This window comes from Rhizobium azibense (genome assembly GCF_004342325.1).
Classification (GTDB): Bacteria; Pseudomonadota; Alphaproteobacteria; order Rhizobiales; family Rhizobiaceae; genus Rhizobium; species Rhizobium etli_B.
Window position 1 is genome coordinate 177,740 of the sequence record NZ_SMBJ01000009.1, and the last position, 26,525, is coordinate 204,264.

The 26,525-nt window shown below is 60.7% G+C and carries 24 protein-coding genes and 2 pseudogenes; 8 read left to right on the plus strand and 18 right to left on the minus strand.

Going from position 1 to position 26,525, the window contains the following annotated elements:
- Position 1: 1 nt before the first annotated feature.
- Positions 2 to 1,576, minus strand: a complete 1,575-nt coding sequence (locus tag EV130_RS22670; RefSeq protein ID WP_074062452.1) for an outer membrane beta-barrel protein — start codon at positions 1,574 to 1,576, stop codon at positions 2 to 4.
- Positions 1,577 to 1,721: 145 nt separating this feature from the next.
- Here EV130_RS22670 and EV130_RS22675 point away from each other — a divergent pair, with 145 nt between their 5' ends.
- Positions 1,722 to 2,714 carry a KpsF/GutQ family sugar-phosphate isomerase gene (locus EV130_RS22675; RefSeq protein WP_074062451.1) on the plus strand — a complete coding sequence of 331 codons (993 nt, stop codon included), beginning with the start codon at positions 1,722 to 1,724 and terminating at the stop codon, positions 2,712 to 2,714.
- On the opposite strand, the gene EV130_RS22680 is transcribed toward EV130_RS22675, so the two are convergent.
- From EV130_RS22680 to EV130_RS22725, 10 genes are all read right to left on the minus strand, one after another.
- Complete coding sequence (locus EV130_RS22680; RefSeq protein ID WP_074062450.1) at positions 2,715 to 3,170, minus strand: NfeD family protein; 456 nt, start codon at positions 3,168 to 3,170, stop codon at positions 2,715 to 2,717.
- Between the two features lie 3 nt (positions 3,171 to 3,173).
- Complete coding sequence (locus EV130_RS22685) at positions 3,174 to 4,184, minus strand: SPFH domain-containing protein (protein WP_074062449.1); 1,011 nt, start codon at positions 4,182 to 4,184, stop codon at positions 3,174 to 3,176.
- 125 nt (positions 4,185 to 4,309) lie between these two features.
- Positions 4,310 to 5,344: a ferrochelatase gene (gene hemH / locus EV130_RS22690; RefSeq protein ID WP_132661497.1), complete on the minus strand. Its 1,035-nt coding sequence runs from the start codon at positions 5,342 to 5,344 to the stop codon at positions 4,310 to 4,312.
- 121 nt (positions 5,345 to 5,465) lie between these two features.
- On the minus strand, positions 5,466 to 7,325 hold the full coding sequence (locus EV130_RS22695) for a 5'-nucleotidase C-terminal domain-containing protein (RefSeq protein WP_074062447.1): 1,860 nt from the start codon (positions 7,323 to 7,325) through the stop codon (positions 5,466 to 5,468).
- 206 nt (positions 7,326 to 7,531) lie between these two features.
- A complete protein-coding gene (gene omp10, locus EV130_RS22700; RefSeq protein WP_074062446.1) occupies positions 7,532 to 7,894 on the minus strand; it encodes an outer membrane lipoprotein Omp10 in 363 nt (120 codons plus the stop codon).
- Between the two features lie 167 nt (positions 7,895 to 8,061).
- Positions 8,062 to 9,516, minus strand: a complete 1,455-nt coding sequence (locus tag EV130_RS22705) for a homospermidine synthase (RefSeq protein WP_074062445.1) — start codon at positions 9,514 to 9,516, stop codon at positions 8,062 to 8,064.
- Between the two features lie 210 nt (positions 9,517 to 9,726).
- A complete protein-coding gene (locus EV130_RS22710; RefSeq protein WP_132552455.1) occupies positions 9,727 to 10,011 on the minus strand; it encodes a YciI family protein in 285 nt (94 codons plus the stop codon).
- Positions 10,012 to 10,082: 71 nt separating this feature from the next.
- Positions 10,083 to 10,709, minus strand: coding sequence for an aminotransferase class IV family protein (locus tag EV130_RS22715; RefSeq protein ID WP_132552454.1), 627 nt, complete (start codon positions 10,707 to 10,709; stop codon positions 10,083 to 10,085).
- Positions 10,706 to 11,866, minus strand: a complete 1,161-nt coding sequence (locus EV130_RS22720; protein WP_132661500.1) for an aminodeoxychorismate synthase component I — start codon at positions 11,864 to 11,866, stop codon at positions 10,706 to 10,708. The genes EV130_RS22715 and EV130_RS22720 overlap by 4 nt, the downstream gene beginning before the upstream one ends.
- 231 nt (positions 11,867 to 12,097) lie before the next feature.
- Positions 12,098 to 13,951 carry a M3 family oligoendopeptidase gene (locus EV130_RS22725; protein WP_132661503.1) on the minus strand — a complete coding sequence of 618 codons (1,854 nt, stop codon included), beginning with the start codon at positions 13,949 to 13,951 and terminating at the stop codon, positions 12,098 to 12,100.
- A gap of 207 nt (positions 13,952 to 14,158) precedes the next feature.
- Between EV130_RS22725 and EV130_RS22730 the strand changes: the two are divergent.
- The 3 genes and pseudogenes from EV130_RS22730 to EV130_RS22735 form a co-directional block, all read left to right on the plus strand.
- Positions 14,159 to 15,416 (plus strand): annotated as a pseudogene (locus EV130_RS22730) (sigma-54-dependent transcriptional regulator); the annotation flags it as partial.
- Positions 15,417 to 15,490: 74 nt separating this feature from the next.
- A pseudogene (locus tag EV130_RS34260) lies at positions 15,491 to 15,706 on the plus strand (helix-turn-helix domain-containing protein); the annotation flags it as partial.
- A 180-nt stretch (positions 15,707 to 15,886) separates the two neighbouring features.
- Positions 15,887 to 17,704 (plus strand): peptidoglycan L,D-endopeptidase MepK, encoded by a 1,818-nt coding sequence (locus tag EV130_RS22735; RefSeq protein ID WP_132661506.1) that lies wholly within the window; start codon positions 15,887 to 15,889, stop codon positions 17,702 to 17,704.
- 217 nt (positions 17,705 to 17,921) lie between these two features.
- On the opposite strand, the gene EV130_RS22740 is transcribed toward EV130_RS22735, so the two are convergent.
- From EV130_RS22740 to EV130_RS22750, 3 genes are all read right to left on the minus strand, one after another.
- The gene (locus EV130_RS22740; protein WP_008533181.1) at positions 17,922 to 18,185 is read right to left on the minus strand and encodes a DUF2312 domain-containing protein; all 264 of its coding nucleotides are present in this window, start codon (positions 18,183 to 18,185) and stop codon (positions 17,922 to 17,924) included.
- A 90-nt stretch (positions 18,186 to 18,275) separates the two neighbouring features.
- Positions 18,276 to 18,581, minus strand: coding sequence for a DUF1244 domain-containing protein (locus EV130_RS22745; RefSeq protein WP_132552449.1), 306 nt, complete (start codon positions 18,579 to 18,581; stop codon positions 18,276 to 18,278).
- A gap of 11 nt (positions 18,582 to 18,592) precedes the next feature.
- Entirely contained in the window at positions 18,593 to 19,384 is a 792-nt protein-coding gene (locus tag EV130_RS22750; RefSeq protein ID WP_132661508.1) for an N-formylglutamate amidohydrolase, read from the minus strand.
- A gap of 219 nt (positions 19,385 to 19,603) precedes the next feature.
- Between EV130_RS22750 and EV130_RS22755 the strand changes: the two genes are divergently transcribed.
- The 3 genes from EV130_RS22755 (at position 19,604) to EV130_RS22765 (ending at position 22,263) form a co-directional block, all read left to right on the plus strand.
- Entirely contained in the window at positions 19,604 to 20,071 is a 468-nt protein-coding gene (locus EV130_RS22755; protein WP_074062437.1) for a DUF1036 domain-containing protein, read from the plus strand.
- Entirely contained in the window at positions 20,071 to 21,510 is a 1,440-nt protein-coding gene (pyk, locus tag EV130_RS22760) for a pyruvate kinase (RefSeq protein ID WP_132552447.1), read from the plus strand. The genes EV130_RS22755 and pyk overlap by 1 nt, the downstream gene beginning before the upstream one ends.
- A 117-nt stretch (positions 21,511 to 21,627) precedes the next feature.
- Positions 21,628 to 22,263: a LysE family translocator gene (locus tag EV130_RS22765; protein WP_074062435.1), complete on the plus strand. Its 636-nt coding sequence runs from the start codon at positions 21,628 to 21,630 to the stop codon at positions 22,261 to 22,263.
- 1 nt (position 22,264) lies between these two features.
- Here the strand turns inward: EV130_RS22765 and EV130_RS22770 are convergent, their stop codons facing one another.
- Positions 22,265 to 22,813 carry a DUF4865 family protein gene (locus tag EV130_RS22770; protein ID WP_132661510.1) on the minus strand — a complete coding sequence of 183 codons (549 nt, stop codon included), beginning with the start codon at positions 22,811 to 22,813 and terminating at the stop codon, positions 22,265 to 22,267.
- Positions 22,810 to 23,238, minus strand: coding sequence for a tautomerase family protein (locus EV130_RS22775; RefSeq protein WP_074062433.1), 429 nt, complete (start codon positions 23,236 to 23,238; stop codon positions 22,810 to 22,812). The genes EV130_RS22770 and EV130_RS22775 overlap by 4 nt, the downstream gene beginning before the upstream one ends.
- Before the next feature lie 112 nt (positions 23,239 to 23,350).
- Here EV130_RS22775 and EV130_RS22780 point away from each other — a divergent pair, with 112 nt between their 5' ends.
- Positions 23,351 to 24,253 (plus strand): LysR substrate-binding domain-containing protein, encoded by a 903-nt coding sequence (locus EV130_RS22780; RefSeq protein ID WP_132661512.1) that lies wholly within the window; start codon positions 23,351 to 23,353, stop codon positions 24,251 to 24,253.
- Between the two features lie 27 nt (positions 24,254 to 24,280).
- Here EV130_RS22780 and EV130_RS22785 read toward each other — a convergent pair whose 3' ends face one another.
- Entirely contained in the window at positions 24,281 to 25,255 is a 975-nt protein-coding gene (locus EV130_RS22785) for a threonine ammonia-lyase (RefSeq protein WP_074063319.1), read from the minus strand.
- Between the two features lie 70 nt (positions 25,256 to 25,325).
- Complete coding sequence (locus EV130_RS22790; RefSeq protein ID WP_132552445.1) at positions 25,326 to 26,396, minus strand: helix-turn-helix domain-containing protein; 1,071 nt, start codon at positions 26,394 to 26,396, stop codon at positions 25,326 to 25,328.
- Between the last annotated feature and the right edge of the window lie 129 nt (positions 26,397 to 26,525).

Here is a 26,525-nt window from a genome sequence, read left to right on the forward strand (position 1 = left end):
CCTAGCGTTTCAGCTTGAGACCGACGCCGGCTCGCCATTGCTGCGAGTCGGCGCCCACATCGCGCGTCGTCAGCTCGTATCCCAGCGTGCTGGTGAAGTCGAGATAGCGGTTGATGTTCAAGGTGAGACCGCCGCTCGCCGTATAGACCGTTTCGTCGCTGCTGCCGCCGGACGGATAGTCCCGCAAAATCACCCCACCCAGCACCGTTGCCTGGAGGTTGTCGCGCAGCTGGTGCGTCAGCGCCGTTGTCAGTTCGTGCGAGACGTAGCCGCTCTGACCAGCTGTCGTCGAGGGCTGGATGCTGGTCGACAGATCAAAACGAACGTCGGTTCCACGCAAAGGCGACCAGAGGAGGTTTGCATCGACGATCGCGGTATCGATCGAATCGAGGCGGCTATCGTCAAAGCTTGCGGTTTCGTAGCCGAGACCGACTTCACCCTTCAACTTTTCTCCAAGATCGACCTCGACGCCGGCTTTGGCGCCGTAGCTGTTGCCGGAGCGCGCAAAACCCGCCGAATCACGGCTTTCGTCATAGACAGTCTTGCCGACGGAAGCCTCGAGGAAGGGAATGAGTGCCGGCGAAAGCTCATAGCCGACACGGGCCAAAAACGTGCCGGAGGTCCGGTCGCGGTCGCTGAGCGAGATCCTGGTGCCGTTCGAAAGCACCGCGTCAGAGTAGATGGTCCGGGTCAGGTCGAGTGCCGCGGTCGCGCGCAGGATGCCGAAATCGCGCTCGAGGGATGCGCCTGCCGAAAACTCCTGCACATCCGATTGCTGCTCGGCATCGGCGATTGCGTCAGGATCGTCGGTATCTTCCCGATAGAACCGGTATCCGCCCTTGATATGAGCGACCGTGTCGTCCGGCAGATCGAGGCGAAGGTCGCCGTCGATGTCGAAAGCAGGCTGTTCTTCGCCGGTACCGCTGACATTGCGCTGCCAAGTGCCCTGGCTGGTGACGATCAGTTGATGGAGCGCCCAGTCCGAGGTCAGCGTTGCGTAGGCGTCGGTTTGGGCGAAAGACCGCGTCTCCTTTGTCTCACCTTCCTTCGTCGTTTCGGTGTTGATCGACTGGTTAACGGAAGGACGCAGCACGAAAGTGCCGACGCGGATGCCCGGCGTCTCCTGACCTGTGAGGTTTTCCTCCAGCCTGCGTGGCGCCCTTCTGTCGTCGATTGCCGGTTCGCGGGTATTCAGGCGACGAATGTCCTCATCGAGAATGGACCCGGTCGTTTCGGAAGACGGTTCCTGCTCAGTCGCCCCGGCTGCCATCGTCGTTCCGGCTTGTTGGTTTGAGCCGGGCGGTGTGCCGCTTGTCTGATAGGCCGGGGGATTTGCCAAGTCGCTACCATCGACTGCGCCATTTTCGGGCAGCTGCTGTGCATTGGCCGAACCGCCGTAGGACTGCGAGCCGGATGCAGACGAATAGCCGGGTGTGCTGCTGCTGGTGCTGTTTTGCGCGGACTGAGCAAAACCCGGGTGAGGTGGAAGAAACAAAGCGCAAAGGGCGAGGGAAGACACGGCAAAGCGCGCCGCACGGAGCGGCGTCAAACTGCTCGTCTCTCTTTCCTTGACCATCCGGATTCCGCACGTGGCAGGCTTCAATTCGTTACCCGAACGTAAAGCCTCGTGGTTAATCATTCGTTGCGGCCGCAAGGATCTGTTCACAGGTTGAAAGGCGACGTGGGTAGACACCTTAAGTGAAAAGCGCTAACGCAGGGCCATGAGAAAAGCAGTCAGACTTGTTGAAAACGGTGTGCTCGAATCCGCCAGGCGGACGATCGGGACGGAGAGACGCGGACTGGAAGCGCTTGAGCGCGCCTTGAGCGACGGTCTGTCGGAGCCGTTTTCTCAAGCGGTGGAGACGATCGGCAACATCAGCGGTCGTGTCATCGTTACGGGTGTCGGCAAAAGTGGACATATCGGGACGAAACTGGCTGCTACCCTTGCGTCGACGGGCACGCCTGCGTTTTTCGTTCACGCCGCGGAAGCCAATCACGGCGATCTCGGGATGATTGCGAGCGACGATCTCGTCCTTGCCATTTCCAAAGGCGGCGAAAGTGCCGAACTGCGCAGCATCATTGCCTATACGCGCCGATTTTCGATCCCCCTGGTCGCGCTCACCTGCAGCGAACACTCGTCGCTGGCGACGGCATCCGACATCGTTCTGCTGATCCCGAACGAGCAGGAAGCTTGCCCGAACGGCCTTGCGCCAACGACGTCGACATTGATGCAGCTCGCCCTCGGGGATGCGCTCGCGATCGCGCTGCTTGAAGCGCGCGGCTTCACGGCGCGGGATTTCCATGTCTTCCATCCAGGCGGAAAGCTCGGTGCCAGCCTGATGCATGTCGGCGACGTCATGCATACCGGCGATCGCGTTCCGCTGGTGGCGAAGGGGACACCGATGCCCGAGGCGATCCACGTGCTGTCGCGCAAGCATTTCGGCTGCGTCGGCGTTCTGGACGAGGATGGGCGGCTCTGCGGCATCGTTACCGAAGGCGACATCGCACGGAATCTGACACGCAACCTGTCGGAGCTTTGCGTTGACGACATCATGACGCGCACGCCCAAGACCGTCAGGCCGACGGCGCTTGCAACCAGCGCGCTGGCATTGCTGGAGCAGCATCAGATCGGAGCGCTGATCGTCATCGATGACGATAACAGGCCGGCCGGCCTGGTGCATTTTCACGATCTCTTGCGGATCGGCGTCGCCTGATCACAGCGGCTCGACCGTCAGATCGCGCCCGTTGCTTGCGACCACCTTCACCTGCGTTCCGGCAGGCAGATTCGGGCCGGTCACCCGCCAGACCGTATCATCGATATGGATGCGGCCGCGGCCTTCGGCGATCGGTTCCAAGAGCGTAGCCGTCCGGCCGACGAGACTTGCGCCCCGCTGATTGAGAAAGGGTTCGTCAGTCGCATCATGGCGAAGCGTCAGCCGGCGGCCAAGGAATGTCGCGGCAACCGCCAGGATGGCAAAAAGGATGAGCTGCGTTTCCCAGATCCAGAAGCCGGCATTCCAAAGCAGCAGCGACAGAATGCCGACGGCGAGCGCGGCAAGACCGATCCAGACGAGGAAAAAGCCAGGCACCACCATTTCGGCGGCAAGCAGCGCCAGGCCGACAATCCACCAGGTCCATGGCCCGAGTTCGGCAACGACGCGTGTCAGCATGCCTCAGCGCTCCGGGGCCTGGTTGAAGGGATTGACCGGCGGAGTCGTGCGCGGCGGCACTTGACGCGGCCGCGGCGGGGAGGGCGGACTGCTGCCGTCGCCGAAGACCTCCTTGGCGATTGCACCAATACCGCTCAGCGAGCCGATGATGGATGAGGCCTCCATCGGCATCAAGACAATCTTGGAATTGCCGGCCGTACCGATGGCAGACAGCGCCTCTGTATATTTCTGCGCCACGAAATAGTTGATCGCCTGCACGTCGCCGGCGGCGATCGCCTCGGAGACCATCCTTGTCGCCTTGGCTTCGGCCTCGGCCAGACGCTCGCGGGCTTCGGCTTCGCGAAACGCTGCCTCACGCTGGCCCTCCGCCTCCAGAATCGCCGATTGCTTGGCACCTTCGGCGCGAAGGATCTGGGCGTTGCGCGAACCTTCGGCTTCCAGAATTTGGGCACGTTTCTCACGCTCGGCCTTCATCTGCCGCGCCATGGCGTCGACGAGATCGGTCGGTGGTCGGATGTCCTTGATCTCGATACGGGTGACCTTGATGCCCCACGGCTGCACGGCATCATCGACAACCCGCAGCAGCCGGTCATTGATCGCATCGCGGTTGGACAGAAGCTCGTCGAGGTCCATGGAGCCCATGACCGAGCGGATGTTGGTCATCGTCAGATTAAGAACGGCGTTTTCGAGATTGGAGACCTGGTAGGCGGCCTGGGCGGCATTCAGGACCTGGTAGAAGGCGACCGCATCGGCGGCCACGGAGGCGTTGTCCCGGGTGATGACTTCCTGGGTCGGTACGTCAAGCACCTGCTCCATCACGTTCATCCGGGCGCCTATGCGCTCGATGAATGGCGTGATGATGTTGAGGCCCGGCTCCAGTGTGCGCGTATAGCGGCCGAAGCGCTCGATCGTATAGCGATAGCCCTGCGGCACCGTCTTGACGCCCGCAAAAAGCACAAGGATGACGAAGACGACGAGAGCAATAACGACGATATCGAACCCGCCTAGAATCATCACTCTCTCCTCCACCAGGCCTGTGATGGCGGCGATTCTATTCAACGAGCGGGATTTTCACAAGCGCACGCCAAGGTTTTAGTCGGCAGCTGGAAGACCGGGCGCGGCGGCAGCCTGCGTCCGTCTCAGGCCCAACCCATCAGTTCGCGACGCACGACCTTTTCCAGCACGCGCATCCCGTCCTCGCTGTCGTTCAGGCACGGAATATGAGCAAATTTCTCGCCTCCGTTTTCATGGAAGGAATGGGCCGCCTGCTCGGCAATCTCTTCCAGCGTTTCCAGGCAGTCGGAGACGAAACCGGGATTGAGAACGGCAATGCGTCTGACGCCGTCCTTGGCCAGCGTCTCGACGGTCTTGTCGGTATAGGGCTGCAGCCATTCTTCCGGCCCGAAGCGGGACTGGAAGGTGACCATGAACTGTTGCTTCGCAAGGCCAAGCCTTTCGCGAAGCAAGTGCCCTGTCTTCTGGCACTGGAAGTAGTAAGGATCGCCCTGCTCGGAATAGGAGAGCGGGATGCCGTGAAACGAGGCGAGGATCACCTGCGGTTCCCAGTCGAGCCCCGCAAGATGCCTTGTCACCGAATTGGCGAGCGCTTCGATATAGGTGTCGTCGTCGTGATATTCCGGCACCGTGCGCAATGCCGGCTGCCAGCGCATCTTCAATAGATGCTGGAATGCCTTGTCGTTGACTGTGGCGGTCGTCGCCGCCGCATATTGCGGATAGAGCGGGAAAAGAACGATGCGGTCGCAGCCTTCCTCTTTCAGTGCGCTGATGCGCGAAGCGATCGAGGGCGTGCCATAACGCATGGCCCAGTCTATCTTTACATTCGGCAGGTCCTTCAGGCGCGCCGCCAGGAGATCGGACTGGTTGCGGGTGTAGGTGCGCAGATAGCTCTCGTTCTCATCCTTGTTCCAGATCGTCTCGTAGGCCTTGCCGACCTTCTGCGGGCGGGTGTTCAGGACGATTCCGAAGAGGACCGGATACCATTTCAACGGCGACCATTCGATGACGCGCCTGTCGGTCAGGAATTCGCGCAGATAACGCCGCACCGACGCGTAATCGGTGCCCTCGGGCGTGCCGAGATTGACGAGAAGGACCCCGACCTTGCCGAATTTGACCGGAGGATGCTCCGCCGGGAGATATGAAGGTGCAATCGTCATCTTGGCCCCAATGTTTGATCGATCTTCCCGCTCCTGGGCAGCCGGCTCGGTGGCTTACCCTATAAGTGGAAAAACCGGCCCGGGAAAGCCCGGACCGGTCCTCAACAACCAGGCAATCGCCTTACTTTGCGGGAACCTGCAGCTCCTTGCCGACCATCAGGCGACGCGGATCGGGATTGCCGTTGGCCTCGGAGATTCGTTTCCACAGCTCGCCATCGCCGTAAAACTGCTTGGCAAGATCCCAAAGCGTATCACCTGCGGCGATGACATGGCTTGCCGGCGTCGCCGCAGCCGGTGCGCTGGCAGCGGGGGCCGTTGCGGCTGGGGCTTGAGCGGATGGAGCAGCCGGCGCGGCAGGTGCAGGGGTCCCGGTCGGGGCAACTTGCGCTATGCGGCCGTCGGTGTAGGGCTTGTAAGGGTTGTGGGCTGCCAGATACTCGACCGTCACGTCGGCCAGATCCGGACCGAAGTCATAGGCATTCTTGCCGGCTGTCTCGAAGATCGAATAGCCATCCCCGCCGGCGCGCATGAAATTGTTGGTGACGACGCCGTAAGTCCTGGCCGGATCGATCGGTGCGAATTTGTCGTTCTCCTTGACCTCAACGCCACTGACGCGGCTGCCCGGCGGCTTCGACTTGTCGAAGCTGTACTTCAGGCCGGCGACCTGCGGGAAGCGGCCGGCGCCCTCGTCGATCTGGCTGACGCCGTTCTCCAGCGCCGCGACGATGTCTGCGCCCGTCAGCTGGAAGGTGGCCACCGTGTTCTGGAACGGCAGCACGGTGATGACTTCGCCCTGGGTGATATCGCCGCCGTCGATCGAGGCGCGAAGACCGCCGCCGTTCTGGATGGCGATCTGTATGCCCTGGTTCTTCGTGCGGTCGAGCATGGCATCGGCAACGAGGTTGCCCATCGAGCACTCCTTGACGCGGCAAACGGTGCGGTCGCCCTCGATCGGGCCTTCGGACGAGCCGATCACCTTCTTGCGGAGTTCTTCGATCGGTTTGGCCAGTTCCTGGATACGGGCAACAAGGGCCGGGTCGGGCGTGAAGGAGGAGTCGATCAGGATCGGATCGCCCTTGGCGCTCTTGACGACGCCGCTGTCGTCGAAATCGACGACGAGATCACCGAGATACTTGCTGTAGGAGGCCGCCTGCACGACGGGCACCTTGTAGCCGCCCGGATTGTCCACCATCGTCGGGTATGGGCCTTCCGCCTTCGGATCGGTGTTCGAAAGCAGGCTGTGCGAGTGGCCGCCGACGACGACATCGACATCGGGAATCTTGGCGATGGCTGCAAGATCGCGCGGATAGCCGACATGGGTGAGAGCGATGATCTTGTTGATGCCCTGGCCCTTCAATTCCTGGACGGCGGCGCCAATCGTCTGGACGTCCTCGGCAATCATCACCTTGGGGCCGGGAGAGGAAAGCTCTTCGGTATCATTGGCCACGGCGCCGACGATGCCGATCTTCTGCCCCCCGACATCGAGCACCAGCGAAGGCTTGATGCGATCGCCGAGCTTGGAGCCGTCGGCGGCAAGGACGTTTGCGGAAATAACCGGGAACTGAACCTTGTCGAGGAAGGCGGCGAGGCCGTCCTCGCTGTCGTCAAATTCATGATTGCCGACGGTCATGACATCGAACTTCATGGCGTTCAGCATCTCGGCTTCCACGGTGCCCTTGTAGGTCGTGTAGAAGAGCGAACCCTGAAAGTTGTCGCCGGCGTTCAAAAGCAGGACGTTCTGCCCGGACAACGCCTGACGGCGCTGGTCGATCGCGCTCTTCAAGCGAGCGGCGCCGCCGAAGCATGCGTTCTTGCCTTCGTCCTCCGCCGAGCAGGTGGAATCGAACTTGTTGATCGATTCGATGCGTGAATGGAAATCATTGATATGAAGAATATTGAGCTGGTAGTCCGCGAAGGCTGCGCCAGCGCTGAGCGCCAGCATCGATGCGGTCAACAGACCGAAGCTAAATGACTTGGTCATACTGTTCTCCTAATTTGGCGAAGTCCCATACCCCTGACTTCGTCCTTCCCTTAATCGTTTGGCGGCTACCCGGCGGGCGGATGTTTTCATCAACGATGACCGACCGCAAGTGCAAAAAAGCTGTTGTTCCCGGGGTGCTTTCCAAGAGGCAAAACGAAAAAAGCTCCCGCAAAGGAGAGCCTCTTCATCGAAAGCTGGGCGGGCAATTACATGCGCCGCGTCAATGTGAATTGCGAACCCGCATCCGAGGTGCAGTTCAATTGACTTTGGCTGACGAGCGCGCAATTGACCTTCGACTGCGTCTTGCGAACCAGCGAGGTCATGCTGATTTCGACCAGCGACGGCGACGTGTTGATATAGGTACCGGACGCAAGCAGCTGGTTGCTGTCTGTCGTGCGGGTCGTAAAGGTGCCTGCCTGGAAGGTGGAAATGATGCCGTTCGGATCGGCCCAGGATCCCTCGACGCCGGTCGGCGCAGCGCGTGTCGCTACCGGCATGGGGCGGTCTGAGACGCAGGCGGCAAGCGCTGCTGCTGCAGCCGCAAGCACGAGAATGTTTCTGAACATCATATGGTTCTCCCGGCGATTCGGAGCGGCTTTTACCGCGAAAGTCTCGAAAAACATGGCGCGAGCCCGCCGCCATGGCAAGCCTCCTGCAACGATGAAGCGAAATTACGCGGCAGGCGTTACAAAAATGCCCGCCTTTCGGCGGGCATCGATGCGGAGTGAATGTCCGGTCAAGAACGAACCAGGATGTTCTTGAACTGCCAGGGATCCTTGGTGTCGATGTCTTCCGGGAAGAGGCCCGGGCGACCATCGAGCGGCGTCCAGTCGGTGTAGTGACCCTCAACCGGACCGAGATAAGGCAGCTGCACTTCGAGGCAGCGCTTGTAGTCGATCTCGTCGGCTTCGACGATGCCGGCCCTTGGATGTTCGAGAGCCCAGACCATGCCTGCGAGAACGGCAGAGGTCACCTGCAGGCCGGTCGCATTCTGGTAGGGCGCGATGCGGCGGGTTTCTTCGAGCGACAGGCGCGAGCCGAACCAGTAGGCGTTCTTCTCGTGGCCGTAGAGGAGCACACCGAGCTCGTCGATGCCGTCCTCCAGCTCGTCTTCGTCGAGAACGTGGTGGACCGGCTGCGGCGTGCCGCCGTTGCCGAACATCTCATGCAGCGAAAGGATCGCATCGTTGGCCGGATGGTAGGCATAGTGGCAGGTCGGGCGGAAGGTGACTTCGTCATCCTTGTCGCGGACCGTGAAATAATCGGCGATCGATATCGACTCGTTGTGAGTGACGAGGAAACCGTATTGCGGACCAGGCGTCGGGCACCAGGTGCGGACGCGGGTATTGGCACCCGGCTGCTCCAGATAGATCGCCGCCTTGCAGCCCTTCTTCTGCTTCTTGGCGTTCTTCGGCATCCAGTTTTCATGGGTGCCCCAGCCGAGCTCGGCGGGCTGCATGCCTTCGGAGATGAAGCCTTCGACCGACCAGGTGTTCCAGAAGACGTTGAGCGGCTTTGGATGCTTGGTGCGCTGCGTGTCGCGTTCGGCAATATGGATGCCCTTGACGCCGACCTTCTTCATCAGCTTTGCCCAGCCTTCGCGGTCGTGCTGATCCGGCTCGTCGAACTTCACGCCGATCTCGTTGGCGAGGTTGACGAGCGCTTGCTTGACGAACCAGGAGACCATGCCGGGGTTGGCGCCACAGGTGGATACGGCCGTTGCGCCGCCAGGGTTCTTCGCCTTTTCCTTGCGTACAGTTTCGCGCAGCGCATAGTTGGTGCGGTCGGCGTTCTTCATGTTCTTGTCGAAATAGAAGCCGAGCCAAGGCTCCACGACGGTGTCGATATAAAGTACGTCGAGCTTGCGGCAGAGCTTCATGATGTCGAGCGAGCCGGTATCGACCGAGAGATTGACGCAGAAGCCCTGACCGCCGCCTTTGGTCAAAAGCGGCTTCAGGAGATCCTTGTAATTGTCCTTCGTCACGTATTCCTTGATGTGGAGGACACCGTACTTCTTCAGGATTTCCATGTCGGCCGGCTCGTCGCGCGGGTCGATGACAACCATCCGGCTCTTGTCGAATTTGAAGTGGCGCTCGATCAGCGGCAGCGTGCCGCGGCCGATGGAGCCAAAGCCGATCATCACGATCGGACCGGTAATTTCGGCATATACCGGGTGGGTCTGTTCCGTCATTCTTTTCTCCTATGGAAGGCGAGGAAGGCGATGAACCTTCAGGAATTCTTGTGAAATGGCGCAAGGAAATGCGAGGTGACCGGCTCTAACCATAAATCGGCGTCACAATAAAGAGCGTTTGGGCCGGAAACGGATTTATCAGGCGAGCGAACATGCCCAAGCTCTGCAGTGGGCCCGGCCCTTTGCAGCGGCAACCCCATTGTCGGTGGTTCAGGTCTTCAAGATATCGAGTCCCGCGGCCACCGTCGTCACTGCGACTTCTGTGATCTCGTATTCTGCAACGCCTTCAAACACGAACGGATCGGCGGCGACATAGGCCTCGATCTCGGCACGATTGCCGATGGCCAGGATGAGACCGCCGGTGCGGGGAACCTTGCGGCCGGAGGCAAGGAACCAGCCTTTGGCATAGCCCTGCCTGACCCAGGCCATATGCGCCTCCATGTGCTTATCGGCCTCTTCGTTCGGTTTCACATAGGTGAGCGAGAGCATGAACATGGCAAGATCCTTCCGGCCTATCGTTGCGAAACTGTCGAATATTCAAACGGAACTTCAAGATTTCTGCGGTCTCAGATAACAAGCCGTGCAGGGACGAGGCCGCGGAGCGAATTTCCGACATAGATCTGGCCGCTGTTCAAATCGTCCAGCCGGATGCGACCGACGCGGGCTTTGCGATCACAGATCAACTCGGTGCGCAGCACGCCGGCGAGCAGGCCGCAGGAGATCGGCGGGGTGCGGAGGATGCCGGAACCATCGCCGAGGAAGACGGACGTGATCGTGCCTTCGCAGACCTCGCCGCGTTCGTTCAGCATCAGTACTTCGTCGGCCTGCTGCGGCGTGTATTCGGCACGGGCGGCCTCGTAGAGCGTGCGGCGGGTGGTCTTGATCCGCAGCAGCTTGTCGGCGCTGTCGAGGCGGGTCGAAGCGATGCGGATGTTCCACACCGTGCCGGGCGCAAGCGGTGCGAAGGGCGCGGTGGTGACTTCTATTCGGCCCTGAGCATCGAAGGTCAGCCGGACGCGCAGAGCGCCCGTCGCGCCTCGTACGGACCAATCGAGCTCGTCGAGCGCATGTCGCGGCTCCCCAAAGCCGATGCGCCGGGCCGAGCGCGTCAGTCGGGCAAGATGCAGCCGCAGCCGAATGAATCCGGTCTGCGGTTCCCACCGCAATGTCTCTATCAGCGAGAAGTCGCTCATCGCGCGATTTCCTGGTCGCCGATCGCAAAACGCGCCTTGAGCAGGCATTCTTCGTATTCGGCTTCCGCGGTGGAATCGAAGACGATGCCACCACCGACATTGAAGATTGCCCGGCCGTCCTCAAAGAGGCTGATCGTGCGGATCGCAACCGAAAAGCGCATGGCGCCTGCCGGAGAGACCATGCCGATCGCGCCGCAATAGGCGTCGCGCGGCGTGTCTTCGAGTTCGTGCAGGATTTGCATGGCGCTGAGCTTCGGCGCGCCGGTGATCGAGCCGCAGGGGAAGAGGGCGGCGAAGATATCGCGGATCGAAATGTCGGGAAGAAGTCTCGCCTGCACATGACTTACCATTTGGTGCAGTGTGGGGTAGGTCTCGATGTCGAAGAGCTTCGGTACATCGAGCGTACCGACCTCCGAGATGCGCGAGATGTCATTGCGAAGCAGGTCGACGATCATCCGGTTTTCGGCTTGCGTCTTTGTATCGCGACGCATGGCCGCGACGATGGCGGCATCTTCGGCCGCATCGGCGCCACGCTTGGCCGTGCCTTTCATCGGATGCGTCTCGATCCATCCTTCCTCGTCCGTCCGGAAGAAGAGTTCGGGAGAGCGCGACAGGATGACGGGGCCGCCGAGATCGACGAAGGCGCCGTACTTTACCGGCTGACGTTCGATCAACGACCAGAAGGCCGCGCGCGGATCTCCATTCCAACGTGCTTCGATGGGCATGGTAAGGTTTGCTTGGTAGCAATTGCCAAGGCGCAGATGCCGATGCAATCGGTCGAAGCGCTCTCTGTATACGGGATATGCCCAAGCGGCCTTGGGTGCCGTCAAAAATTCCTCGTTGTCGAGACGTTGTTTCGGCTGCGCGAGCGGATGACCGTCCTTTTGCGGGGCGTCGAAGATACCGAAGCAGAGCAACGGCGTCTGCCGGTTCTCTTCCACGAAGCCCGCGAGCTTTTCCTCGAAGAGACAGCCCGCTTCGTAAGATAGGTATCCAGCCAGCCACTTTCCTTCCGTCTTGGCCGTCTCCATCCGCGCGAGTCCGGCGAAGAATTCGCCGCGCGTGCGGGCGATGATGGTCTCGACGGGATCGGCAAAGAGCATGACTTCGCCGGTCGTGTCGTCGCGGAAGAGGATGCAAGGCGGAGAAATCGTCATCCGCGCTTCCCTCTGCTGGAAATGGTCGCTGCGGAGGACTCTTTTCGTTGCAAAGGGTCTCCCGCGCCCAAGGACCTGGGCGCACTGGATTGCCGTGACAAGCACAGGAGTGAGCAAGAACGGGTTGCCTTCATCGTTCCTCGTAGCGTTGCACAATGAAGCTTGCGACCTGCAGCGACAGCCGAAGCTGCAGGTCAGGCTCCCGCTTGGCCTCTGACCCGTCGTTGTCTCTCAGGCCTTGTCAAGTGCTTCCAGTTCATCGATCAGCCCCTCAATCATCGACAGTCCCCTGCTCCAGAACGACGGATCGGTGGCGTCGAGGCCGAAAGGCTTGAGGAGTTCAGAATGATGCTTGGTCCCACCGGCCTTCAGAAGCTCGAAATACTTGTCCTTAAAGCCCTTGTCGGCTTTCTGGTAGACGGCGTAGAGCGAGTTCACCAGGCAGTCCCCGAAGGCATAGGCGTAGACATAGAAAGGCGAGTGGATGAAGTGCGGGATATAGGCCCAGTAGGTCTCGTATCCCTCGGAGATCCTGATCGCTGGACCGAGGCTTTCCGACTGAACCGAAAGCCAGAGTTCGCCGATGTCTTCTGAAGTCAGTTCGCCTGCCTTGCGGGCCGTGTGAAGCTCGCGTTCGAATTCGTAAAAGGCGATCTGGCGCACGACCGTGTTGATCATGTCCTCGACCTTTTGGGCGAGCATCGCCTTGCGCTCGCGCTTGTCCGTCGTCTTGTCAAGCAACGCGCGAAAGGTCAGCATTTCGCCGAAGACGGATGCGGTTTCGGCAAGCGTCAGCGGGGTCTGGCACATCAGCGCCCCCTGTGCACCGGCCAGCACCTGGTGAACGCCGTGGCCGAGTTCATGGGCAAGCGTCATCACATCCCGCGGCTTGCCCATGTAGTTGACCAGCACATAGGGATGCACTGAGGGAACCGTGGGATGGGAAAAGGCGCCGGGCGCCTTGCCCGCACGCACGGGAGCATCGATCCACTGTTCGTCGAAGAAGCGCTTGGCAATGGCCGCCATTTCCGGCGCGAAGTTGCCGTAGGCCGACAAAACGGTGTCCTTCGCTTCGTCCCAGGAGATCACTGCATTGGACGTTTCCGGCAAGGGCGCGTTTCGGTCCCAGAAATTCATCTGATCCATTCCGAGCCACTTGGCCTTCATCTTGTAATAGCGGTGCGAAAGACGCGGATAGGCCTGCTTGACGGCAGCTGCCAGCGCATCGACCACGTCGCGCTCGACGCGGTTTGCCAGGTGACGGCTGTCGGCGATATCCTCGAAGCCGCGCCAGCGGTCGGAAATATCCTTGTCCTTGGCGAGCGTATTGGTGATCAACGTGAATGTGCGGATATTCGCCTTGAAGGTTTCAGCAAGCGCCATTGCCGCCTTGCGGCGCGCTTCGGGATCCTTGTCCTGCAGCAGATTGAGCGCGACTTCGAGCGGCACTTTCTCGCCGTCGATATCGTAGCGCAGCTCGGCCATGGTCTCGTCGAAGAGGCGGTTGAACGCAGCCGCACTCGTCATCGACTTTTCGAGAAAGAGCTGTTCCAGCTTGTCTTCCAGCTGGTAGGGCTTGTCCTTGCGAAGGTCGATCAGCCAGGGGCGGTAGTGGTCGGCCCCAGGGTCGTTGGCCATGCATGCGTCCATCACAGCGTCGTCGATGCGGTTCAGCTCCAGCGCGAAAAAGAGAAGGTGGCCCGAAAATTCGGTGATCTTCGCCTGGACGTCGCCGTAGAGCTTGCCGTTCACCGGATTGGTCGTATCGGAGAAATAGGTGAGGCCAGCAAAAGAGCCGAGACGGCCGATGAGATCGTCCAGCGCCTCGTATTCCTTCAGTGCCTCGCCGATGCCTCCTGCGCCTTTCTGGGCCGCTGCATCGGCAAGCTTGCCTTTCCATTTCTGCTCGAAGGCGGTCGCGTTTCGGCCTGCCTTTTCCATGTCGCTGGTGAAGGCAGTCGAGGTGGCGGAAGGATAGAGATCCTGCAGCTTCCAGACCGGAAGGTCGCCGAGCGCCGGATCAGCCGCGGCAAAGGCAACTGTTGCCGAAAAATTAAGGCCGGCGCCGGAAAGCACGAAATTCATGGCTAGGTTCCTCTTCCTCGTTTCGAACAGGTCTGACTGCATAAGCGCCGGAAGCCCTCGTATCAAGGTGCTTTCGGGATGCTGGGGGCCCCGCATCGATACGGATTCGGTGTCGCCACAATCGTTAAAATGCAATTATTTCTCAAAACTGGATGTTCAAGCCTTTCTGCCAGAGTGCCCGCAGGTTTCGCATGAAGTGAGGCGACAATGACTGGTTATAGTGAGCTCAAGGGTGCAGGGCAGATTCTCGTGGTCGAGGACGACCCGGTACAACGCCGCCTGCTGAAGAACGCAATCGAGCGTCACGGACATGTCGTCCATCAGGCCGAGAACGGCCGCATCGGCCTGGAGATGGTGAAGCGCGACAGTGGTCTCTTCAACGTCATCCTTCTCGACCTGATGATGCCGGAAATGACCGGCCTCGAATTCCTTGAAGCGCTCCATGAACTCGGCACGCAGATCCCGGTGATCGTGCAGACCGGACAGGGCGGCATCGAAACCGTGGTGCAGGCCATGCGTGCCGGAGCCTTCGATTTCGTGGTCAAGCCGGTTTCACCGGAGCGCATCGCAACCTCGATCGCCAACGCAATGAAGCTGGACCAGCGCGAAGTGCGGGCCCGCTCGGGCCGCCGGTCGCGCTCGGGCCTGGTCGGTTTCGACGACATCGTTTCGGCAAGCCCGGCGATGATCCGCGTCATCGATCTGGCGCAGCGTGCGGCCCAATCCAACATTCCGGTCGTGCTCGAAGGCGAGTCCGGCGTCGGCAAGGAGCTGGTTGCACGTGCCATCCAGTCCGGCGGCGACCGCTCGGGTAAGCCTTTCGTCACCGTCAACTGCGGCGCCATTCCGCACAACCTCGTCGAGAGCATCCTTTTCGGCCATGAAAAGGGCGCCTTTACCGGTGCAACCGAGCGCCACACGGGCAAGTTCATGGAGGCTGACGGCGGCACGATCTTCCTCGACGAAATCGGCGATCTGCCGCTCGACGTGCAGGTCAAGCTGCTGCGAGCCGTGCAGCAGGGTGAAGTCGAGACCGTTGGCGCACGGACGGCCCACAAGGTCAATGTCCGGCTCATTTCCGCCACGAACAAGGACCTGATCGAAGAGGTCAAGAACGGCCACTTCCGCGAGGACCTCTATTATCGCCTCAATGTCTTTCCGATCACCATTCCGGCGCTGCGCAAGCGCAAGGAAGACATTCCGCATCTGGTGCGCGTCTTTACCGACCGCTTCTCGTCAGAACAGAAAAATGGCCATCGCATGACGGTCAGCGCGGGTGCGTTGGCATTGTTGACGGCCTATGACTGGCCGGGCAACATCCGCCAGCTCGAGAACGCGATCTTCCGCGCCGTCGTGCTGGCCGAGGGCCAGGAGCTCGGCGAATCAGATTTTCCGCAGATCGCTGCCCAGCTGCCGCAATATGACGTGGTCGATCATCTGGCGCTGGTTGCCGACAATACATATCGCGAGCACGAGGTGGAGTTTGCGGATTTTCACGCTCCGCAGGTTTCTGCGAGCGTGTCGCGCGGGCACCACGACGAAATGCCGGAGAATGCGATCGCAAGCGTCAATCCGGCCGGCGAGGTGCGCAAACTTGCCGACGTCGAGGAGGAATTGATTCGGTTCGCGCTTAAATTCTATCGCGGCCAGATGAGTCAAGTGGCCAGAAAACTCGGCATCGGACGTTCAACGCTTTACAGAAAGCTCAAGGATTACGGCATCGACCCCGACAATCCACAGAAAGACGCAGCATAAGCAGCGATCCGTTAACATTCCCGCAAGCATGTTTTGTTACCCGTTATAAACCACTTGTTAGTCGATCGTTGACTATGTAAAGAAAAGGTTGATCGTGTGTGGCATTTTTGCCATCGTGTCACCGCAATTGACAGTCATTGGGACAGTTCGGGGACCTGGGCAGTCTGACGGGGATTGAGTTTGCCGGATCTGAATGAGAACTCCAAGCCTTCGCGCTTGAGCTGGCGTACGGTGTGCGCCGACATTGGCGGAAAGGCGGTCAGGACGGCCGTGGCTGTCCTTCTCGCACTGGCGGTTTCCTCACCAGTATTCGTTGGAACGCCATCCGAGGCAGCCGGCGAGACGCGCAGTCTGAAACTCTATTTCATCCATACCGGCGAAAAGGCCGTCATCACCTACAAACGCAATGGCAGGTTCGATCCGAAGGGTCTTGGGCAGCTGAACCGATTCCTTCGCGACTGGCGCAAGAACCAGCCGACGAAGATGGACCCCCATCTTTTCGACCTGATCTGGGAAGTCTACCGCCAGAGCGGTTCCAGGGACTATATCAACGTGGTCTGCGGCTTCCGTTCGCCCGCCACCAATTCAATGCTCAAGTCCCGTTCGCGCAATTCCGGCGTTGCCGAAAAGAGCCAGCATATGCTCGGCAAGGCGATGGACTTCTTCATTCCGGATGTGAAGCTTGCAAAGCTGCGTGCGATCGGCATGAAAATGCAGGTTGGCGGCGTTGGCTTCTATCCGAAGTCCGGTTCTCCCTTCGTGCACATGGATGTCGGGGGCGTTCGCGCCTGGCCGCGCATGAGCCGCCAGGAGCTGGCGCAGCTTTTCCCGAACGGCAATACCATTCATATCCCGTCTGACGGCAAGCCCCTGCCGGGCTACCAGCAGGCGATGGCCGAGTATAAGCGCCGGGTAAGCACCAATCAGCTTGTCATGGCGAGCGGCGGTGATGCCGAGACGAGAAAGCCGAAGACCTTGTTCGCTGCGCTGTTTGGCGGCGGCGCCGACGACGAAGAGGATAGCGTGGAGGATACCGCTCCGGTCGCCGTTGCAAGGGCAACGCCGCCCAAGGCCGAAGCGCCTGCTGCCGCGGCCGAGCCGCAGCCAACTGAGGTTGCCGCGGTCAATGCACCGGTGCCGCAGGTTCGTCCAGCCTTTGCCGGTCAGCTTGCCGGCGGCGAAGTTGCAAATGCGCTCGTTTCGCCGAATTCCGGCAATGCTGCACAGCAGGCACTTGCCGCTGCCACCGAAGAGCAGGGCCAGCCGCAGCAGTTCGCCGATCTCAGCACCTATCACGTTCCGGTTCCTTCGCTGCTTGGCCCGCGCAACGCCCCGGGTGATGCGGAATTGGCGTCGAACGACCCCATGGTTCCAACCCCGGCCGAACGTCCCGCGGTCGCCGAAAATCTGCTTGCGGCGGCAGCAGCCGATCCGGAAGCGGATGCGGACGAAGCCGAAGCGGATCGGCTTTCTCCGGCACTCGCTCAGGCGCTTGATCAGAACAATGCCGTCGACCGGCAGGTGGCTGCCCTTGCACCGGCCACCGTCGAGCAGGCCATCAGCGCAGCAATGCCCGTGGCCAATCGGGCTGAGAACAAGGCACCGGTGCAACTTGCCGCACTCGCTCCTGTCAAATCCGCAAGCTTCGGCGACGCCTTCGACCTACAGCAGATTTCCGAAGGTTCCAGTGGCGCTGCGACCAAGGGCGGGCGCCCGACGAAGGAGGCTGCTGCTGCTGCCGAGGAAAGCCGCGCGACCGTCCGTACCGAGCCGAAGCTGACCCAGAAGATAATTTCGCAGTGGGCGCTGACAAATTCCCGCATGGAAATGATCACGAAGCCGGTCAAGGCCCCCCGTTTCGTCAGCCAGACGCTTCGCGCCCAGCCGACCGCCGTCTACGCCGAAGGCTTCAACGTCAAGACCGCTTCCATCGATCCTGCCCGCTTCAGCGGCTCGGCGGTGAACTTCATGGAAGTGCGCAAGTTCAATACGAACTGAACGATCAACCGAAATGAACGATCGGGCCGCCGAAGAAATCCGGCGGTCTTTTTTGCGCTGGGGACATCCTCCCGCACGGGAGGCGGGAGACTGATGGGCCGAAGGATCAGCCCGTTCAGAATTCAAGTGCGTCCTGGTTGAAACGGTCGGATCCATGGCATTCAAAAAGCCGCCGGAATGATTCCGGCGGCCTTGGAAAAAACAGCCAAGTAAAATCTCAGCCTTCCGGCGGAGCCTCGATCATGCCGAGCGCGTGCAGATAGGTATCGAGGATGGCCTCCTCTTCCATGCGCTCTTGCTCGTCCTTCTTGCGAAGGGCGACCACCTTCTTCAGGATCTTGGTGTCGAAACCCATGCCCTTTGCCTCGCCGTAGACGTCCTTGATATCGTCGGCAATTGTCTTCTTTTCTTCTTCCAGCCGTTCAATGCGCTCGATAAAAGCGCGAAGCTGGTCGCGGGCGACGCCATGAGCATCGGACATCGTGTTCTCCTGATTTTCTCGTCTTGAATTCGGTGGGGAGTGACTGCCGCGAAGCTGCGCCGCGGTCAAGTCCAATCGGGCGTCGTGAACCTATTTGTGAGGCTTGTTCAGTTCAAATGCAGTTTTTTGTGCGTTTGAGGCCTCGTTCTGGTGCAGGTCTTTCCAGTCTTCGTAGGGCATGCCGTAGACGATCTCGCGCGATTCGTCCTTCGACAGCAGCACGCCCCCCTCCTCGGCGGCTTGGCGATACCAGTTCGACAGGCAGTTGCGGCAAAAGCCCGCGAGATTCATCAGATCGATATTCTGAACGTCGGTCCGTTCGCGCAAATGAGCGACAAGGCGGCGGAAGGCGGCAGCTTCGAATTCGGTTTGCTGTTTCTTGCTGAGTGCGGTCATCTCGCTCTCCTTCATTCATAAGGGCCGGTGCGCGACACATGGACATTGTATTCGTGCAGCGCCGGATCGGCATTCATGGCCGCGAAGATCGGAGCCAGGCGTCCGGCCCATTCACAAATGCCGGCCTCGTTGCCAATCAGGTCCTGACGGATCTCGAGCAGCGCATGCGGTATGCCGGTGACCATGCAGTGCCGGTACATCGTATCGCCTTTGAGGGCGCCGTCATACGGTTCGTTGTCGCCGATGATCAGATCGGGATCGCTGCTCAGCATGTCAAGCAGCGGAACGATGGCGCGGTGGTCGCTGTCCCAAAGGACGGCGGCATGCCATGGCCGCGGAACGCTCTTCCAGGCAGGCGTATAGGAATGAAGCGAAAGCACGAGCGGCGCCTTGCCGGTCGCGTTGGCGACCTTGTCGGTCGTCTCGCAGACGGCCTTGTGATAGGGCCGGTGGAACGTCTCGATGCGGTAGTTCCACTCCTGGTCGGTGATCGGATGATTGCCGGGAATGATCGCGCCGTCGGAGATCTTCATGATCAGCGTCGGGTCGTCCTCGCCGCGGTTGGGATCGATTAGAAGCCGCGAAAATCCGCCGAGAACGGCTGGAACCCCCAGCCTTGCGGAAAGCTCCCGCACCAGGCCCTCGATCCCTATGTCATAGGCGATATGGCGGGAAAACGCGGATTCGGGAAGCCCCAGCCTGCCGTAGCGCTCAGGCAGGCGGTTCATCGCGTGGTCGGCCAGAATCACCATGCCGCTGTCATGATTTCCAGGTAGAATTTCGAAGGATTGGAAGGGATTCATCAGAAAAATTGCCGATCGTCATTTGGCACTCGCCGTCACTGATCGCATGCGCATGCTGCAGGTTCAAGCGCAATGCGCGCCAGGCTGCGGCAAGTCGTTGATCACGAGCAGGTTACGAAAGGAATATAATCGATTAGCATCGCGTTGACATTCGTTTGATGGCGGCGCAAGAAGGCACGGACAACGAATAACCGTGGGAGCCATTCGGAAGCCGTGTTGATGCAAGCCGCACCAAGTTTCCTCACCCGGTCCGGGATTGCCCGTTTCGCCTTTTTTGCATTCGCTGCCCTCTCACCGTTTTTCGCTGCCGATGTTGCCCGGGCCGATTTTCGTGTCTGCAACGGCACGCAGAACCTTGTCGGTGTGGCAATCGGATACCGTGCCAAGGACGGGTGGATTACTGAAGGGTGGTGGCAGGTCCCGGCAACGACCTGCGCGACGCTGATCGAAGGAGAATTGCAGTCGCGATACTACTACCTCTACGCAGAGGATGCCGCCCGGGGAGGGCGCTGGACGGGTGACATCCAGATGTGCGTAGCAGAAAACGAGTTCAAGATCACGGGCGTGCAGGACTGCTATGCCCGCGGTTATCAGAGGATGGGATTCAAGGAATATGACACGGGCCGCCAGGGCAGCTGGATGGTCCAACTTTCCGACACTCCCGGCACGCAAGAAAGCCCGAATTGATGAAGCGTAATCGCAAAGTGAAAATCCTCGCGACGCTCGGCCCCGCCTCGAGCGAAGAAGCGATGATCGAAAAGCTGCACCAGGCCGGTGCCGACGTTTTCCGTATCAACATGAGCCATGCAAGCCATGAGCTGATGCGCACTCTGATCGAGCGTATTCGCGCCGTCGAAGCCCGCTCCGGACGTCCGATCGGCATCCTTGCCGACTTGCAGGGGCCGAAGCTTCGTGTCGGCAAGTTTGCGGAAACCAAGGTCGAACTGAAGCCGGGCCAGACCTTTACGCTCGACAACAATGAAGCACCCGGCGATGCAAGCCGTGTTTTCCTGCCGCATCCGGAAATTCTCGAAGCCGTCAAGCCCGGCCACCGTCTGCTGATCGATGATGGCAAGCTCGCGTTGCGCGCCGAAAAGTGCGACGGCAATAGCATCGTTACGACGGTCATATCCGGCACGAAGATATCGGATCGCAAGGGGATCAGCCTTCCCGACACACTGCTCGGCGTCGGCGTTCTGACGGACAAGGACCGTACCGATCTTAATGCCATTCTGGCCACCGATGACGTCGACTGGGTCGCGCTCTCTTTCGTCCAGCGCCCGGAAGATCTCGCAGAGGTCCGCAAGATCGCCAGGGGCCGGGTCGGCCTGATGTCGAAGATCGAGAAGCCCCAGGCAATCGAGCGCATCGAAGAAATCATCGAACTCTCGGATGCCTTGATGGTCGCCCGTGGCGATCTCGGCGTCGAGATGCCGCTCGAATCCGTTCCAGGCATCCAAAAGCAGCTGATCCGCGCCTGCCGCCGCTCCGGCAAGCCGGTCGTCGTCGCAACCCAGATGCTGGAATCGATGATCTCCGCGCCCGTGCCGACACGCGCCGAAGTGTCGGACGTCGCGACTGCCGTTTTCGAGGGCGCCGATGCCGTCATGCTTTCGGCTGAATCCGCCTCCGGCGACTATCCGGTCGAAGCCGTTGCGACAATGGCGTCGATCGCCAGCGCCATCGAGCGCGAACCGCATTATCCGGGCATCATCTATGCCCAGCGCGCCCAGCCGGAAGCGACCGGTGCCGATGCGATTTCGCTCGCCGCCCGTCAGATTGCCGAGACGCTGAAGCTTTCCGCGATCGTCTGTTACACCTCGTCGGGCACCACAGGCCTGCGCGCTTCGCGCGAGCGCCCGCAGGTGCCGGTTCTGGCACTTTCGCCGATCATCAAGACGGCGCGCCGGCTGGCGATCGTCTGGGGCCTGCACTGCGTCGTCACGCATGACGCGACCGATCTCGACGATATGGTCAACCGGGCCTGCCGCATCGTGGCCGGAGAGGGTTTCGGCAAGCCGGGAGACCGCATCATCATCTCGGCCGGCGTGCCGCTCGGAACGCCGGGCGCCACCAACATGCTCCGCATCGCCTATATCGGCTCGGACGGCCAAAGCGGCATGTGATCCGTTCGCCTTGCCTCGAACGAGCTCGCTGCCTCGCAAGCAAACGGTTTTCGTTTTCGGCTTGATCGCGGTTCCGCCAGATGCAAGTCTTCCGGTATCCGAGCTCTGGAGGGACCTATGGATATCGTCACGCTTCTTGCTTTTGCTGCGGTTTCCTTTGTCGGTATCGCGACGCCGGGGCCGACAGTGCTCCTGGCGCTGACCAACGGTTCGCGTTACGGCACTCGTCGGGCGATTGCCGGCATGCTGGGTGCGGTGCTTTCGGATTTCGTTCTGATCGGTGCTGTGGCGATCGGCCTCGGCGCGCTGCTTGCGGCCTCCGAATTCTGGTTCTCCGTACTGAAGTATCTGGGTGCCGCCTATCTTGCCTTTCTCGGCATCATGATGCTGCGCTCCAAGGGGACGATCGAAACGGCAGCGAAGGTGGAAAGCGCAGGTGGCGCCGGTTCAACCTTCGCGATCGGGCTTAAAAGCTTCATGGTGGCCGTCACAAATCCCAAGGGCTACCTGTTCTTCTCGGCTTTTCTGCCGCAGTTCATCGATCCTGCGCTGCCGCAGCCAACTCAGTATGCGGTGCTTGCCCTCATCTTCGCCTCGATCGATTTCGTCATCATGTTCGGATACGCCGTCTTCGGCTCGCAGGCAGTGCGCCTGCTCAAGAATTCCGGCGCCATGTGGCTTGACCGTATCAGCGGCGGCGCACTCCTCGCGCTTGCCGGGTCATTGGCATTTTATCGGCGTGCGACCACCTGACCTAAGGCAGGGAGACATGACCGACGCGATAGATCTGGTCTTTGTTGAAGATCAACGGCATGTCCCGATAGAGCGTGAAGCGCACAAGGCTCCAGCCCGACGGCTCGAAAGCCGATATCGTGGCCAGCACGCCGCGTTCGGCCGCTTCAGCATTTGACCGCGTGACCTCCTGCTTGCGGATTTCGGCAAGCGGCGCGTAGGCAGGGATCGGCAGGATGTCGCGGCTTGCAAACTTTGCGGCGCGCAAGTCCGCGATCTCGGCATTCCATACCAACCAGTGGATGACCTGCGGCCAGCCGAAAGACTGCGTCAAGCCTTGGAAACCGGGACCGGTGAGGAAATTGCTGGCGCCGTCGGGCCGCTCCCAAAGATAGAACGGAGCATAAAGGTTCTCCCGGCTGCCGAATTCGCCCTTGCTGGCGCTGAGGTAGGCCTTGAACCGAAGATTCGGAAAGCCGTCCATCATTGACCCTTTGTCGCCGATCCGGCGATCGACGATCGTCATGTCATAATCCGCCGGCAGGGTGAAGCTGTACTGCATGGCGATCATCGGGGTGCCTCCATGGTTGCGAGCGCTCGCATCTGCCAATCTGGTTCCATCATCGAAGCTTCGCCATTGGCGAAGGACCATTCCTCCGGAGAGGTCGTGTTGACCACGATCATCACATCTTCAGGTCTCAGGCCCGGCGACTGTCCAAGCAGATCGGCCGCACGCCGGTAAAAGGCCTTGCGCATCCCGATCGTGCGGGGCTTGCCCGCGGTGATGGAAAAGAGCACGAAATCGTCGGATCTCGGCCCCCCGAGATAGTGGCGGTCGAAGATCAACTCGCCAGGCTCATGCTGATGAATGACCTGGAAGCGGTCGTTCACAGGCACGTCGAACGTTTCGACCATGGCACGATGAATGTTGTCTGAGAGCGCACGGAGATAATCCGGCGACTTGCCTTTCAGCAAAGAGATTCGAACCAAAGGCATGTGGAGACTCCCTTTTCGTTGACAATCCTTGACTTCATGATCCTCGCACGCCACGATGATGCAGAAAATCAGAATTATATGAACTGAACGTTCTGAAAAACGGGATTAAACGATGCGCAGGATGGTCTTCGACCTCGCTGTATTGCGAGCCTTCGCGACTGGAATGGAACTCGGCAACTTTGCAAAGGCGGCCGATCGGCTGGGGCGCTCCACCTCGGCCGTCAGCGCACAGCTCAAGAAACTGGAGGAGCAGGCCGGTACGCCGATTTTCCGCAAGGCAGGCCGTGGCCTGGCTTTGACGGAGGCGGGCGAGACGATGCTCGCTTACGCCCGACGGCTGCTTGAACTTAACGAGGAAGCGGCAGCGGCCGTCCAAAGCGCCGAGCTGGAAGGCTGGGTCCGCCTTGGCCTACAAGAGGACTTCGGCGAAAATCTGCTTCCCGATGTTCTCGGCCGTTTTGCCCGTGCCCATCCGAAGGTGCGCATCGAGGCGCGAGTCGTCCGTAACGCGGAACTGCTCGAGCGCGTCACAACCGGCAAACTCGATCTGGCGCTCGCTTGGAGTGATGCAACCTTGAGCGCGCATTGCGAAAAGATCTGCGAGGTGCCGATGCGCTGGATCGGTCCTGCCGAAGGTGAGCCCGGCTGGAATTCCGCACGCGGCGAGCCGCTGCCACTGGCCTTGCTGGAGGCGCCCTGTCTCCTGCGAACCGCGGCGACGAATGCGCTGGACAGGGCCAACATTGCCTGGCGGCTTGCCTTCGTCAGCCCAAGCCTTAGCGGGCTGTGGGCTGCGACGGCGGCCGGGTTGGGCGTAACGATACGCACGCCGATAGGCTTGCCGGCAAAGGTCAGGCCGCTGAAGCCCGAGCAACTGGGATTGCCGCAGCTTGCCTCGTTGGGTCTCGTGCTTCACCGCGCGGAAGCCGACCCAGATCCGGCGACGGCACGGCTCGCTTCCATCTTGCTGCGGGCGGTAGGAGAGGCGGTCTTAGATTTTGTGCCGCAACGGTGATCGAAGAATGCGTAGGCGCTGACCGGGTCAGCCGTATCGCTCGAGAGCGGTGGCAAAGATATCCGCGTCGACATTGCCGCCCGATGTCACGGCGATGACGTTGTCGCTTTCCAGGGCGTCGCCATGGAAAAGCGCAGCGGCAAGCGCGACCGCCCCGCCGGGCTCGACGACAATCTTCAGCCGTTTGAATGCGAGTGCCATGGCGCGCAGCGCCTCTTCGTCGGTGACGACAATGCCCGCGCCTGCGAGCCGCTGCAGGATCGGGAACGTGATCTTGCCCGGTTCCGGCGTCATGATCGCGTCGCAGACCGTGCCCGTCATCGCCGCGTTGCGCTCGATCCTGCCGGATGCCAGTGAACGTGTGGTGTCGTCGAAGTCCTTCGGCTCGCAGGGCCTCACGGTGAGGCCCGGCGCGCTTGCTTCGAGCGCCAGCGCGATGCCGGACGTCAGCCCGCCGCCGCCGCACGGTACAAGGACTTCTGCGGACTTCACACCTTCCTCTTCTGCCTGTTCGGCAATTTCAAGCCCGGTCGTGCCCTGGCCGGCAATCACCAACGGCTCGTCGAAAGGCCTGATCAGTGTGAGGCCGCGCTCTGCCGAAAACCGGGCGCCGATCGCATCACGATCCCCATTTGCGCGGTCGTAAAGCACCACTTCGGCACCGAAGGCACGAGTGTTGTCGATCTTCAGCGACGGCGCGTCGGACGGCATGATGATAACGGAAGGAATGCCGTGAAGCCTTGCGGCAAGGGCGACGCCCTGCGCGTGGTTGCCGGACGAAAAGGCGATGACGCCCTTCGCACGCACTGCAGGATCAAGGCCGGAAACGGCCGACCAGCCGCCGCGGAACTTGAACGAGCCGGAATGCTGCAGGCATTCCGCCTTCACGAAGACATGCCTTCGGGCGATCTCGTCGAGGAACGGGGAAGAAAGTAGTGGCGTTCGCCGTGCATGGCCCCGGAGACGGGCGCGAGCGGCGACGATCATTTCAATGCTGGCCATTATGAGCTCTTTCGGCTGATGGTTCATCCATGAATATGATGCCCGCCTTCACTTGTGAACGCAGACTTTGTCACCGTGACACAAAAGCCGGCGCTTTTGCATCAGCGGTGTCAGCCACGCCGCTGATGCGCCGGCGCCGGAAGTCGGTCGGGCTCGTGCCGGTCACGCGCAGGAACTCGCGATTGAAGTTCGATTTGCTGATGAAGCCGGAATCGAACATCACGCGCGTCACCTGTTCGTCCGACCTGATCAGTTGATCGCAGGCCGAACGGATGCGGAACTCATTGACATATTGCGAGACGCTGATGCCGTGGATGCGGTTGACGGCAATCGATACGCGGCGGGCAGGCAGGCTCAACTTTCGCGCAATGCGGTTGAGGTTTAGCTCGGGATCGCGATAGATTTCGCGTGACTGCATCAGTGCATCGAGCGAGGCGGCAACTTCGCCGTCCTCTTCCGTCGGCATTGACGGCGGGGTGGGGGCTGTTTCCAGGCTCGGCTCTTGCGCCGGTTGGCCGCCGCTGGCGATGGACGCGGCGCCGCCGAGAACCAGCAGCGTGATGACGTTGCCGAGTGCCACGATGGCACCGCCATGCGTGCCGCCCGTGCGGTCGAAATCCAGGCTGATGTAGATATCGGCGAGCGCGGCGGCAATGAGCGCCGCGGCCGTGATCAGGAGTGAACGATAAGAAAGGAGCGCACCGTCGAGCCGCGACGCGATAAGCCCGTCCGGGCCATGGCGCGCGAGTAAGAGCAGCGCCGCTCCATAGCCAAGGAAGATGAGGGTCAAGGCAACGCCCGTCAGCTCGCGCCAGAATATCAAAAGGGCGGCTATGAGAACCGCCGGAAGGATATGAGGCCACAGTTGAGCGAACGAGGCCGGCCCTTCCAGCGTCAGGCTCCGGAAACTGACCCAGGCGAGCGCGGCAATCATCGCTGCCAGAATGGCTTGTGCCGGCATGATCGCGAGAACGTCGTAGCCCCAGCGGATTCCGATCAGAACGGACTGCAGCGCGTAGATGCCGATGAGAAGCAGGAACGGCCGCTTTTCCGGCGCACGCCAGTCTTCCTGCCGCAGCAGGCGGAACTGGACGATGAAGAGCAGCAATGCAACGACGAAGGGAAGCGGAACAAAGATCATGAGGCGGCGTCCGGATTCGATGGTTCGATATCAGCACGACAATGGCCTCGATCGCAATTGCGGGCGACCCGGATCATGATTGAGGTCTCGATAAAAAGGACCGGAAGGCAGCCTGACATGGCCGGTCAT